Raw genomic sequence first — 12,065 nt, 5'->3', positions numbered from 1 at the left:
TCCCGACACCACGTTCCACGCACCACACGAGTGAGGTACAGGCCATGCCAACCACATCCGCGGCGGGCGGTTCACCGACCGCCGCCGTCCAGGTCCGGGGAGTCTCCAAGCGGTACGGGGACCGACAGGCCGTGGACGACGTCTCCCTGGAGATCCACCGGGGCGAGTTCTTCGGTCTGCTCGGCCCCAACGGCGCGGGCAAGTCCACCCTGATCGAGATCATGGAGGGGCTGCGCCGGGCCGACAGCGGCACGGTCGCCGTCTTCGGGAAGTCCCCGTGGCCGCGCGACACCACGCTGCTGCCCCGGCTGGGGGTCCAGACGCAGAGTTCGGCGTTCTTCGTGCGGCAGACCGCGCACGAGCACCTGCGGACCGTCGCCGCGCTGTACGGGGCGCCCCCGGCCGCCGTGGACGCCACGCTCGCCTCGGTGGGCCTCACCGAACAGCGCGGTGTCCAGGTGGAGAACCTCTCCGGGGGCCAGCGGCAGCGGCTCGCCATCGCCTCGGCCCTGGTCCACGGGCCCGAGCTGATCTTCCTGGACGAGCCGTCGGCGGCGCTCGACCCGCAGGCCCGCCGCGCCCTCTGGGAGGTGCTGCGCGGCCTGAAGGCGCAGGGCCGCACGATCGTCCACACGACCCACCACCTCGACGAGGCGGAGGCGCTCTGCGACCGGATCGCGATCCTGGTGGACGGCCGGATCGCGGTGACCGACTCGCCGCACAACCTGGTGGGCGCCTCCCGTGCCCCGAGCCGTCTGCTGCTTCCCCTGGGGCGTCTCGACGAGACGGCGGCGGCGGCCATCGAGGGCGTCGAACGGGTCACCGTGGAGGGCGGTTCGCTCGTCCTGGAGACCCACCAGACCGGGCGGGTCCTCGCGGCCGTCGACCGGCTGGCCGGGCTCGACGGCGTCCAGACCAGGACGGCGGGACTGGAGGACGTCTACCTCGACCTGACCGCCCGGCTCGCCGGTTCCGGCCGGTCGGCCCATCCGCACGCCGAGACCACGGAGCCGTGACCATGAGCGCCTACGCCGCACTGACCCGGGCGGGCTACCGGGCCCAGGTCCGGGACCGGACCACCCTCTTCTTCACGTTCGCCTTCCCGCTCCTCTTCCTCGTCGTCTTCGGGCTGATCTTCCGGGGCCAGGAGGTGACGGAGAGCGGCCTGTCCTATCTGTCGTACACGGCGGCGGGCGTGCTGTCCTGGGGCGTGGCGAACGCCGCCGTCTTCGGCATCGCGTTCACCCTCATGCAGTGGCGCACCGACGACATCCTGCGGCTGATCCGGATGTCCCCGGCGCCGCTGTCGGCCGTCATCGGCTCCCGGTACGTCCTCGCCCTGATGGTGGGCGCCGTGCAGTCGCTGCTCTTCGTCGGGGTGGCGATGCTGCCCGTGTTCGGCCTGGAGCCCGCGTCCGGCTGGCCGCTGCTGATCCCGGTGCTGCTCCTCGGCATCACCACCTTCCTGCTCCTGGGGGTGATCATCGGGTCCTTCGCGAACACCCCCGAGTCGGTCGCGGCGGTCGCCAACTTCCTGATGCTGCCGATGGCGTTCCTCTCCGGCTCCTTCTTCCCGCTGGACTCGATGCCGTCCTGGCTGCGGCAGGTCTCCCTGGTGATGCCGCTGCGCTACCTCAACGACGCCGTGTCCCACGCCCTCGCGGGCCGTGGCGAGCCCTCCGACGTGTGGGTGGGCTGCGCCGGGCTCCTCGTGTTCGCCGTGGTCTTCGGCGCCGTCGCGGTGAAGACCTTCCGCTGGACGAGGTCCTCGTGAGCACGGCCGCCCGGCCGCTGCCGCCGCCCATGGACACGGCACGGGCGGACCTGCGGGCCGCGCTCGGCGGGCGTCTCGGCCGGGACGTCCCCGTCGTCCCGGTCGGCGCCACCGACGCCGCCGCGCCCTCCGGCGGGCGGGGCGCCCCCGACCCCTGGGCCGCCGAACGCGCCGGGGCCCGCGTCCACCTCACCGCCTCCGCCGTCCTCGTCGGCCCCTGGGGCGGCGACGGCACCGCGCCCGCCTGCGGGCGCTGTCTCGCGCTGCGCTGGCAGCGGCTGCGCAGCCGCAGCGAACGCGACGCGCTGGAGACCGGCGGACCGGAGGGCCCCCGCCCCGCCGGAGCCTGGCCGGTCCTCACCGCCCATGTGTACGACACGGTCGCGGCGCTCTGCGAGGCGCTGCTCGACGGTCCCGGCGCGCGGCCTCCCGCGCGGGAGGCCGCCGACCGGGCGCTGCCCCAGGTGACCCGGGTCGATCTGGCGACGCTCGCGGTCCGCACGTTCCCGCTGCTCGCCGATCCGCTCTGTCCCGACTGCGCCCCGGCGCCCGCCCCGGCCGGACCCCGGCCGCTGGACCTCGTGGCGCGTCCGAAACCCGGCCCGGGCGCGTACCGGCTGCGTCCCGCGTCGGCGTACCCGCTGCCCCGCGAGGCGCTCGCCAACCCGGTGTGCGGGGCGCTCGGCGGCGGGACGTGGCTCGGCGTCACCTCGCCGACGACGGCGCCCGTCGCGGGCAGCGTCTTCGTGCGCGGCTACGCCGGTCTCCACGACGTCACCTGGAGCGGGCAGGAGAACGCCTTCGCCACCAGCCGCACCCTGGCCTTCCTGGAGGGCCTCGAACGGTACGCGGGCACCCACCGGCGCACCCGCCGCACCCCCGTGGTCGGCTCGTGGAACGCGCTGCGGGAGGACGCCGTGGACCCCGCCGTCTGCGGCTTCTACGCTCCCGCGACCTACCGCGACGACCCGCTGGTGGATCCCTTCGACCCGGACCGGGCCATCCCCTGGGAGTGGGGCTGGTCCCTCCGCGACGCCCGCCCCGTCCTGGTGCCCTCGCGCCTCGTCTACTACAGCGCCGGTCTCGCCGCCGACAACTTCGTCTTCGAGTGCTCCAACGGCTGCGCCATCGGCGGCGGTCTGGAGGAGGCGGTCCTCGGCGGACTCCTGGAACTGATCGAGCGCGACGCCTTCCTCAACGCCTGGTACGGCGGCGCCCGGCTCACCGGCATCGACCTCGCCACGGTCGGCGGCCGGGCGTCCGCCGCCATGGCCGCGCGCGCCGCGCTCCAGGGGTACGACGTCCACGTCCTGGACAACCGGATCGACCTGCCGGTGCCCGTGGTCACGGCGGTCGCCGTACGCCGGGACGGCGGTCCGGGCACCCTGTCGTTCGCGGCGGCGTCCTCGCTGGACCCGCGCGCCGCCGTGGAGGGCGCGCTCTCCGAGGTGCTCACCTACATCCCGCACCTCTCCCGCCAGACCGAGGAGCGTCAGCCCGAACTGGAGTCCATGGCCGAGGACTTCCACCGGGTCCGCCACCTCAAGGACCACGCCCAGCTGTACGGGCTCCCGCGCATGGCCGAGCACGCCAGGGGCTATCTGGAGCCGGAGGCGGTACGCGGCTTCGACGAGGTGTACCGGGACTGGGAGGCGACCGTACGGCCCCGCACGGGCGACCTCGCGGACGACGTGCGGGCCGTGACGGGGTACCTCGCGGCGGCGGGACACGACGTGATCGTCGTCGACCAGACCACCCCGGAGCAGGAGCGGATGGGCCTGCGGACGGTCAGCACCCTCGTGCCGGGGCTGCTGCCGATCGACTTCGGCTGGAACCGGCAGCGGGCGCCGCTGATGCCCCGGCTGCGCACGGCGCTGCGCCGGGGCGGCCACCGGGCGACGGACCTGGCCGACGAGGAGGTCCGGATGGTCCCGCACCCGTTCCCGTGACCGGCGGGCCCGCCCCGGGAACGGAGGCGCGCCCGGTGACCGGTCCTCCGGTCGCCGGGCGCGCGTCCGGCCGTGGCCGGTCCGTCCTGGTCCGGTCAGGCGGAGCAGGAGGTGGTGCTGGTGGTGGAGCTGCACGTCGAAGTCGAGCTGGTGCTCGTGGAACCGGCGAGCACGACCTCGCTGGCGTCCGAGTAGTCGGAGATCTCGAAGGTCTCGGCCTCCAGTTCGAGGATCTCGTCGGCGAGGGTGCTCAGGTCCTTGTTCATGGCGCCTCCTGTGACCACGGCCCCGCGCGGGGACCGACCGGGGGTTACGCCTCCATTCCACCGCCGCCCGCTCACCGTTCGGCACGTCTCGCGCGCGCACATCGCTGGCACCCGGCGCCAGCGGTCCGCGCACCCCGTCCCCTGGAGCCCCGTTGGAGTCCCCGTGAACCTCCCCGACCCGGCCCGTGGGGCCACTGGCTCCCCGGACGCGTCCTCCGGCGCGTCGGCCCACTCCGCCGCCACCGGACCCGCCTCCGGACCCGCTTCCGACCCCGCCTCCGACCCCGCTCCCGGCGGTCCCGCCGAAGCCGTCCGCGCGGTGCTCGCCCCCGCGCGGGAGGTGCTCCGCCCCGCCCTGCTGCTCTGTCTGGACGTCCATCGCACCCCGGAGCTGTCCGGCGAGGAGGGCCGTACGGCCGGGCTCCTCGCCGACCGGCTCGCCGCCCTGGGCCTCGACGTCACCCGGGGAGTCGGCGGCCACGGCGTGGTCGGGGTGCTGCGCAACGGCGCGGGCCCCCGCGTCTTCCTGCGGGCCGAACTGGACGCCCTGCCGCTGACGGAGCTGACCGGACTGCCGTACGCGAGCGGGAACGGCGCCATGCACGCCTGCGGGCACGATCTGCACCTCGCCGCCGCCACCGGTGCGGCGGACCTGCTCGTCCGGGCCCCGGGGCGCTGGCGGGGCACCCTCGTGGTGCTGGGCCAGCCCGCCGAGGAGACCTTGACGGGGGCCCGCGCGATGCTGGCGGACGGGCTGTACGAACGGTTCGGCAGGCCGGACGCGGTCCTCGCCCAGCACGCGGCGCCGCTGCCCGCGGGCACGGTCGCGCACGGCACCCCGTACGCGCCGGTGACCTCCGCGTGCGCCGCGCTGGAGGTCGTGGTGCACGGGCGGGGCGGGCACGCGGGCACCCCGCACCTGGCCGTGGACCCGGTGGTGACGGCGGCGGCGGTGATCACCCGGCTCCAGACGGTCGTCTCCCGCGAGTCCGCGCCGGACGAACGGGTCGTCGTCACCGTCGGCACCGTACGGGCGGGCACGGCGGTGAACGTGGTCCCGGACACGGCCGAACTGGGCATCGGCGTACGGGCGGCCACGGACAGCGCCCTCGACCGGGCGGTCCTGGCGGTGGAGCGGATCGTACGGGCCGAGTGCGCCGCCTCCGCGTGTCCGCGCGACCCCGAGGTCCGGCGGGTGTCGCGCGCCCCCGCGCTGTGGGGCGACCCGGCGGCGACGGCCGCGGTACGGGCGGCCCACACCGCCGTGTTCGGCGCGGCGAGGGTCGGCGGCTGGCCGCCGTCCCCGGCTTCGGAGGACTTCCCCCTCTACGGCGACGCGGGCGCCGCCCTGCACGGCGAGGAGGGGGTGCCGCTGGTCTACTGGATGACCGGCACCGCCGGGGCCGGGCAGTGGGCGGCCTCCGGGGGCCGCCTCCCGCCCAACCACTCGCCGCGCTTCGCGCCCGACGTGCGGGCCGCCCTGCCGCCCGCGATCGACGCCCTGACGGTCGCCGCCCTGGACCGGCTGGCCCCGCCGCCCGGCGGCTGAGCGGCGGCGCGGGCGGCGACGGAGGTCAGTCCGCCATCTCGTACGCGTCGGACAGCGCCTCCACCGTCTTCCAGACGCGGCCCGAGCGGGCGGGGTCGACGACCGGGCGGCGGACCGCGCCCAGCGCCCAGTCCTGCTGCCGCCCGGTGGCCGAGTCCTTGCCGTGCAGTTCGACGGCGTGCGCGGAGAAGTCCCGTACGAGCACCGCGAACAGCTCGTCGAGGACGTCCTCGTCCACCTCGGTGAGGCCCGCCCGCTCCAGGACCAGTTGGCCGTGGACGACGAGCGCGAAGAGCTGGCCGACCGCGAGCAGCAGATCGAGGTCCCTGCTCTGCTCCTCGTCAGGGGCGGCGGTGGCGACGAACGCGCAGAGGGCGTCGGCCTGTTCGCGGAAGCGGACGACGTTGGGCAGGTGGGCGTGGGCGTCGAACGCGGGCCGCCAGTCGTGGAAGCGCACGGAGCCCAGGCCCCGGGCCGGACCCTGCCGGAAGAGGAAGGCGTCGTCGGCCGGGTCGAGACGGGTCGGTACGGGCTCGTACGCGACCGGGTCGAGCAGATGGGCGCGCAGGAACTTGAGGATCAGCGCCAGGTTGACGTGGACGGTGCCCTCCAGCTTCGGCAGGCCCCGGATCTCGACGGCCGCCTGCCCGAAGTAGTTGTCCTTCTCGAAGCCCTTGGCGGCGATGACGTCCCACAGGAGGTCGACGACCTTCTCGCCCTCGGTGGTCACCTTCATCTTCGTCATCGGGTTGAAGAGGAGGTAGCGGCGGTCGTCGGGGCCCGCCGAGCGGAAGTAGTCGACGGCCCGGTCGCTGAAGAGCTTCATGCCGACGAGCCGGACGTAGGCGTCGGTCAGTTCGCGCCGCACGTGCGGGAAGGCGGTGACGGGACGGCCGTAGAGGACCCGGTGGTGGGCGTGGGTGACGGCCTCGTACATCGCGTGCTCGCAGATGCCGATGGAGGCGGTGCACAGGTTGAACTTGCCGACGTTGACGGTGTTGAGGGCCGCGTCGAAGGCGGCGCGGCCGGTGTGCAGGACGTCCTCGGCGGCGACGGGGTAGTCCTCCAGGCGGAACTCGCTGACGAACTTGGACGAGTCGACGACGTTCTTGACGAGGTGGTAGGCCGGGTGGCGGCTGTCGGCGGCGAAGAAGACGTACCCCTCGGGGCCCTCGACGTCGGTGCGGCGGCCGAAGACGGAGACGAGCCCGGCGGCGTTGCCGTTGCCGATGTAGTACTTGGAGCCGGTGGCGCGGAACCCGCCGTCGCCGTCCGGGGTGAGGAGCATGTCGGTGGAGTAGATGTCGGCGCCGTGCGTCTTCTCCGACAGGCCGAAGGCGAACACCTCGCCCTGGTCGAGGAGTTCGGCGGCCCGGCGGCGGGCCGTGGCGTTGTCGCTCTGCCAGACCGGGCCCAGACCGAGGACGGTGACCTGCCAGACGTACCAGTAGTCGAGGCCGTAGAAGCCGAGGATCTCGTTGAGGGCGGCGATCCGGGCGGTGTCCCAGCGCCGGTCCCCCTCGCCCTCCGACGCGGGGGTCAGGAAGGTCGCGAAGAGGCCCTCGGCGGCGGCGAAGGCGAGGAAGTCGCCGAGCCAGGCGCGGGTGCGGTAGTCCTCGATCAGCCGCCGCTTGCCGCGCGCCTCGAACCAGTCGACGGTGGCGCGCAGCAGCCTGCGGGTCTCGGGGTCGAAGTGCGCGGGGTCGTAGGTGCGCGGGTTGAACAGCGGCGAGTCGGCCATGGCGTTCGTCTCTCGGTCCGGAGGGGCGGGGCGGGTGGTGCGGGCGGTGCGAGCCCTGGGGCGCGGGGTTACGGGGTGCGGGCGGGCGCGGTCTCAGCGCGGGGCGCCGAGCCGGTGGAGGGTGGCGAGGACGTCGTCGAGCCAGGCGAGCGTCATCCGTTCGTACGCGATGCCGCCGCGCAGCACGACGTGCTGGAGTTCCCGCCCGGGGTCGGGGGGACCCCCGGCGGTGCCGGGCGCGTCGGGGCCCGTGAAGTCCCGTTCCTCTCCGGCGAGGTAGTGGGCGAGCCGGTCGGCGTGCGTCCGCCGGTGCCGTTCCACCTCGCGGACCAGGGCGGCGGGGTCGTCGAAGGCCGCCCCCCGGATCTTCACGGCGAGGTCGTGCCGGAGGCTCTCGGGCTCGACGGGCTCGCGCAGCCAGCCGGTCAGGGCGGCGCGCCCGGGGGCGGCGACGGAGTACTCCTTCTTGTCCGGACGGCCCTGCTGGGGCACGTCCCTGACATCCACCCAGCCGTCGCCCTCCATGCGTTTGAGGACGCGGTAGATCTGCTGGTGGCTGGCCGTCCAGAAGTAGCCGATGGAGCGCTCGAAGCGCCGGGCCAGTTCGTATCCGGAGCCGGGCTTCTCCAGCAGGGACACCAGAATCGCGTGTTCGATCGCCACCCCCGCATCCTTCTATGCAACTCGTTGCATAGGCAAGGGAGCGCGCCGGGGTGAGACGCGGCTCACCCGCCGCACGGGAGCGGCCCGGGGGGAGCGGGGGCCGCTCCCGTAGGCTTCGCCCCGAGGACAGCGGTCGGGCGGAGCCGGGTGGGGGCGGGTCGATGACAACCGGTACGGAACGGACGACGGACACGACGGGACGGTGGGCCTCGTCCCTGGACTCGGTCGTGGTGTACGCGCGGGGCGCGCTCTGCCGCAGGCTCGCCCGGGGCGTCGTGCCGCCGGACGGCCGGGTACGGGTGACGGGCCTGCCCCGCACCCTCGACCACGGCTCGCTGCGGGCCCGGGTCCTGGGCTCCCCCGGCCCCCGGGTGACCGAGGCGCGGGTGGAGATCGGGGCGGAGCCCCGCGCCACCGTCCCCGACGGGCGGGACGCGCTGCGGCGCGAGGTCGAACGGCTGCGTGACGGAGCCGAGGCCGCACGGGCCCGCCGGGACCGGCAGCGGGCGCTGGTCGCGGAGATCGGCGCCCTGCGTCCGGTGGCGCCGCCCCGCAGGCGCGACGAGCCCCAGCACCGCCGCACCCCGGTCGACGCCTGGCTGGAGCTGGCCGACTTCGTCGACGGGCGGCTGACCGGTCTCCACGCCCGGCTGACCGCTCTCGACGAGGAACTGCTGCGCGCCGAGCACGCGCTGGAGCTCGCCGCGGACCAGCTGGACCGCGCCTCCACCGACGCGCCGTCCCGGCACGTGGACACCACGGTCCACGCGCTCCTCACCGTCGCCGGGGCGGGTGCGGAGCCGGTGGAGATCGAGGTGGAGTACGGGGTGCCGGGCGCCGTCTGGGTGCCCGCGTACCGGCTGTCCCACCGTCAGGGCGAGGACACCGGCCGTCTGGTGCTGCGCGCCTCCGTCGCCCAGCGCACCGGCGAGGACTGGACCGGGGTGCGCGTCGCCCTGGCCACCGCCGACCTCTCGCGCCGCACCGACCCGCCGAAGCTCCGCTCGATCAGGATCGGACGGCGCCAGGAGGCCCCCGCCGCCTCCGGCTGGCGCGAACCGCCCACGGGGCTGGACGACCTGTTCACCGGGTACGACGCGGCGGGTCCCCGGCCCGGGGCGGGGACCTTCGCCGGAGCGTTCGGCCCGGCCGGGAGCGCCGTGCCCGTCGCCGTCGGCGGCCCGCCCGCCCCGCTCTCGCCGCCGCCCACCGGGCTCCCGGTCCCGGGCGGTCCCGGCTCCGCGCCCGAGGCCTTCGACGGCCAGGGCTACGGTGGCCAGGGCTACGGTGGCCAGGGCTACGGCGCTGACGCCTTCGCCGCCGAGCGGCACGCCCCCGCACCGGCCCGGACGCGCTCCCGGAGCGCCGCCCCCGGGGGCGCGGCCTTCGGTGCGGCACCCGCCGCGTTCGCCGCCCCGCCACCGGCCCCGTCCGCTCCCGGCGCCCCCGCGCCCGGCGCGGCGCCGCCGGTCCCGCCGCCGGTGCCCGGACCGCCGCGCCCCGACGCCGCCGCGCTCGACTACCCGGCCCTCGTCCTGCGCGGTCCCGACGAGCCCGGTCACCACCGGGGGCGGCTGTTCCCCGGCACGCCGTCCGACGCGGTGGCGGCCGAGTACCGGCGACGCGCCGAGGCGGTGGCCGCCCTGCCGCTGCCCGCGCACGCCGTGCTCCCGCGCGAGTCGGCCGGCTCCTTCGACCAGCGCTTCGACGCCGCCGCCCGCGCCGACGTCCCCTCGGACGGCACCTGGCACACCGTCACCGTCATGGAACTCGCGGTCGGTCTGCGCACCGAGCACCTCGCCGTACCCTCCGTGGAACCGGTCGTGTACGCGACCCTGGTGCTCTCCAACGCCTCCGACCGGGCGCTCCTCGCGGGCCCGGTCGAGGTCACCGTCGACGGGGAGTTCCTGCGGACCTCGGCCCTGCCGACGCTCGCGCCGGGCGGCACGAGCCGGCTGGGGCTCGGCCCGGCGGAGGGCGTGCGGGTCTCCCGGAACGCGCATCTGCGCGAGTCCACCTCGGGTCTGCGCAACCAGACCGCCGTACTGGACCACCGCGTCCGGGTGGAACTCTCCAACGGGCTCGCGCGGCCCGTGACCGTCGAGGTCCGCGAACGGGTGCCGGTCTCCTCCGACCCGGACGTCCGGATCGAGGAGCACACCGACTGGTCGGCCCCCGGGGACGACGGTCCCGAGCGGCACGCGCCCGGCACCCGCCTCTGGCGGGTCGAGCTGCCCGCCGGGGGCACCACGGCCCTCGACGGCCGATACGAGATCCGCATCCCGGCCGGCAAAGCCCTGGTCGGCGGCAACCGCAGGAGCTGAGGCACCATGTCCACGGACGTCGAGACCGTCGCCGCCCCCGTCACCGCCGTCACCTGTCTGGAGGACCGCGCGCACGTCGAACGCGAGGCCGTCGTCGAGCTGGAGCCGGGCGTCCACCGGCTGCGCCTGGGCCCGGTCACCGCGCTCGCCGCCGACCGCACCCTGCACGCCGAGCCGTTCTCCGGGCCCCCGGCGACCGTGCTCGACGCCCGGATCGTCCGCGCCTGGACACCGCGCGGCCCCCGCCCGCCGGGCGAGGACGACTCCGCGCTGCGCCACCGCGAGCACGCCCTGGAGGAGGAGCGGACCGGCCTCGGACGGACCCGGGACCGGCTGCGCACCCGGCTGGACCTGCTGGGCGGGCTCGCCGCCGATCTGCTGCGGGAGATCGGCGAGGGCGTCGGGCACGGGGAGGACGAGGGGCCCCGCTGGGCCCGGGAGCTCGACCGGGTGGACGCCGGGCGCGAGGAGCACGCCGAGCGGCTGCGGGTCGTGGACGCCCGGCTGGCGGCCGTCGCCGCCGAACTGTCCGAGGTCCTGGAGGCCCGGGCGCTCGCCGAGGAGGAGCCCGCCGAACTGCTCGGGCACGTCGAACTGACCGTGGAGGTCGCCTCGGCGGGCCCGGTCGGGCTGCGGCTGGGCCATCTCGTCCCGTGCGCGCTGTGGCGTCCCGCCTACCGCGCCGTCCTCGACGGGGACTCCGTGACCCTGGAGACGGACGCCGTGGTGTGGCAGCGGACCGGCGAGGACTGGTCGGGGGTGCGGCTCACGCTCTCCACGGCCCGGTCGGCGACGGCCGCGGGACCGCCCCGGCTCGACGAGGACCGGCTCGTCCTCAAGGACCGCACGGCGGCCGAGCGCCGCACGGTCGACGTGGAGCTGCGCGAGGAGGAGATCGGTTCGCTGGGTCCGGCCGCGGCGGTGCTCGGTCTTCCCGGGGTGGACGACGGCGGCGAAGTCCATGTCCTGCACGCCCCCGCGCCGGTGTCGGTGCGCTCGGACGGGCGGGCCCACCGGGTACCGCTCTCGTCCTTCAGCACTCCCGTGAGCGGCGAGTACGCCTGTGCGCCGGAGCTGTCTCCGCTGGTCACCCGGGTGGTGCGGGGTGGCAACCGGTCCGGTCACGCGCTGCTCGCCGGTCCGGTGGACCTGGTCAGGGGCGGTGGTTTCGTGGGCCGGGGGACGCTGGAGTTCACCGCGCCCGGCGCGCCGGTGGAGCTGGCCTTCGGCGGGGACGACGACCACCGGGTGGTCCGTACGACGGAGGAGGTCCGGGACACCACCGGGCTCACCCAGCGGACGGTGGTCACGCGCACGGTCCGGCTGCACCTGTCCCGGTTCTCCGCTCCCGGGGAGAGCGGGGAGCGGACGGTGGTGGTGCGCGAGCGCGTTCCGGTGTCCGAGGTGTCGGCGGTGGAGGTGCGGCTGCGCGAGGAGGCGTGTTCGCCGGTGCCCGACGCGGTGGACGCCGAGGGGGTGGTCCGCTGGGACGTCGCTCTCGCGCCGGGTGCCCGCCGGACGGTCACGCTGGTGTACGAGCTGTCGGCGGGTTCCCGGGTCGCCGGGCTCTGACCCCGTACCCGGTCCGTCCCGTACGAGGGGCCCGTCCCGTACGAGGGGGCGGACCGGTCCCGGTGCCGGTGTCCCGCGTGTTCATCGCGCCGCGCGGCCCGCCGTGCGCGACCATACGGACGCGTCGCGTCGCGTGCACGGCACCGGAAGTGGGGGGGACGTCGGGGTGCGCGGCCGGCATTCGGAGACACCGCGACAGGAAGGACGGACGTGTCCGAGAGCGAGAA

The 12,065-nt window shown here is 75.7% G+C and carries 9 protein-coding genes; 6 read left to right on the top strand and 3 right to left on the bottom strand.

Annotated elements, in window-relative coordinates; translation table 11 throughout:
* Nucleotides 1-44 precede the first annotated feature (44 nt).
* From ACFXGN_RS25495 to ACFXGN_RS25485, 3 genes are read left to right on the top strand one after another with little or no spacing between them, the layout of a single operon-like run.
* Nucleotides 45-1,016 (top strand): ABC transporter ATP-binding protein, encoded by a 972-nt coding sequence (locus ACFXGN_RS25495; protein WP_384863405.1) that lies wholly within the window; start codon nucleotides 45-47, stop codon nucleotides 1,014-1,016.
* 2 nt (nucleotides 1,017-1,018) lie between these two features.
* Entirely contained in the window at nucleotides 1,019-1,774 is a 756-nt protein-coding gene (locus tag ACFXGN_RS25490; RefSeq protein WP_384863402.1) for an ABC transporter permease, read from the top strand.
* 29 nt (nucleotides 1,775-1,803) lie between these two features.
* Nucleotides 1,804-3,723 (top strand): TOMM precursor leader peptide-binding protein, encoded by a 1,920-nt coding sequence (locus ACFXGN_RS25485; RefSeq protein WP_384863632.1) that lies wholly within the window; start codon nucleotides 1,804-1,806, stop codon nucleotides 3,721-3,723.
* A 95-nt stretch (nucleotides 3,724-3,818) separates the two neighbouring features.
* On the opposite strand, the gene ACFXGN_RS25480 is transcribed toward ACFXGN_RS25485, so the two are convergent.
* Nucleotides 3,819-3,989 carry a thiazolylpeptide-type bacteriocin gene (locus ACFXGN_RS25480; protein ID WP_030757923.1) on the bottom strand — a complete coding sequence of 57 codons (171 nt, stop codon included), beginning with the start codon at nucleotides 3,987-3,989 and terminating at the stop codon, nucleotides 3,819-3,821.
* A gap of 319 nt (nucleotides 3,990-4,308) precedes the next feature.
* On the opposite strand from ACFXGN_RS25480, the gene ACFXGN_RS25475 reads away from it, so the two are divergent.
* Entirely contained in the window at nucleotides 4,309-5,538 is a 1,230-nt protein-coding gene (locus ACFXGN_RS25475; RefSeq protein ID WP_384863630.1) for an amidohydrolase, read from the top strand.
* 25 nt (nucleotides 5,539-5,563) lie between these two features.
* On the opposite strand, the gene ACFXGN_RS25470 is transcribed toward ACFXGN_RS25475, so the two are convergent.
* Both ACFXGN_RS25470 and ACFXGN_RS25465 read right to left on the bottom strand, forming a co-directional pair.
* Nucleotides 5,564-7,279: an acyl-CoA dehydrogenase family protein gene (locus tag ACFXGN_RS25470; RefSeq protein WP_384863399.1), complete on the bottom strand. Its 1,716-nt coding sequence runs from the start codon at nucleotides 7,277-7,279 to the stop codon at nucleotides 5,564-5,566.
* Nucleotides 7,280-7,372: 93 nt separating this feature from the next.
* On the bottom strand, nucleotides 7,373-7,942 hold the full coding sequence (locus ACFXGN_RS25465; protein ID WP_384863397.1) for a PadR family transcriptional regulator: 570 nt from the start codon (nucleotides 7,940-7,942) through the stop codon (nucleotides 7,373-7,375).
* A 161-nt stretch (nucleotides 7,943-8,103) separates the two neighbouring features.
* On the opposite strand from ACFXGN_RS25465, the gene ACFXGN_RS25460 reads away from it, so the two are divergent.
* Together ACFXGN_RS25460 and ACFXGN_RS25455 are read left to right on the top strand one after the other, a co-directional pair.
* Nucleotides 8,104-10,266 (top strand): DUF4139 domain-containing protein, encoded by a 2,163-nt coding sequence (locus ACFXGN_RS25460; protein ID WP_384863394.1) that lies wholly within the window; start codon nucleotides 8,104-8,106, stop codon nucleotides 10,264-10,266.
* Nucleotides 10,267-10,272: 6 nt separating this feature from the next.
* The gene (locus ACFXGN_RS25455; protein ID WP_384863392.1) at nucleotides 10,273-11,838 is read left to right on the top strand and encodes a DUF4139 domain-containing protein; all 1,566 of its coding nucleotides are present in this window, start codon (nucleotides 10,273-10,275) and stop codon (nucleotides 11,836-11,838) included.
* The last annotated feature ends 227 nt before the right edge of the window (nucleotides 11,839-12,065 follow it).

The organism is Streptomyces sp. NPDC059247 (assembly GCF_042754005.1).
In the GTDB taxonomy this organism is placed as follows: Bacteria; Actinomycetota; Actinomycetes; order Streptomycetales; family Streptomycetaceae; genus Streptomyces.
The sequence above is the reverse complement of the archived record's forward strand: the minus strand, read 5'-3'. Positions and strand labels throughout refer to the sequence as shown.

What these genes read in the sequence shown, in the direction of transcription:
- ACFXGN_RS25495 (WP_384863405.1), top strand. Translation starts at nt 45, where the DNA reads ATGCCAACCACATCCGCGGCGGGCGGTTCACCGACCGCCGCCGTCCAG.
- ACFXGN_RS25490 (WP_384863402.1), top strand. Translation starts at nt 1,019, where the DNA reads ATGAGCGCCTACGCCGCACTGACCCGGGCGGGCTACCGGGCCCAGGTC.
- ACFXGN_RS25485 (WP_384863632.1), top strand. Translation starts at nt 1,804, where the DNA reads ATGGACACGGCACGGGCGGACCTGCGGGCCGCGCTCGGCGGGCGTCTC.
- ACFXGN_RS25480 (WP_030757923.1), bottom strand. Translation starts at nt 3,989, where the DNA reads ATGAACAAGGACCTGAGCACCCTCGCCGACGAGATCCTCGAACTGGAG.
- ACFXGN_RS25470 (WP_384863399.1), bottom strand. Translation starts at nt 7,279, where the DNA reads ATGGCCGACTCGCCGCTGTTCAACCCGCGCACCTACGACCCCGCGCAC.
- ACFXGN_RS25460 (WP_384863394.1), top strand. Translation starts at nt 8,104, where the DNA reads ATGACAACCGGTACGGAACGGACGACGGACACGACGGGACGGTGGGCC.
- ACFXGN_RS25455 (WP_384863392.1), top strand. Translation starts at nt 10,273, where the DNA reads ATGTCCACGGACGTCGAGACCGTCGCCGCCCCCGTCACCGCCGTCACC.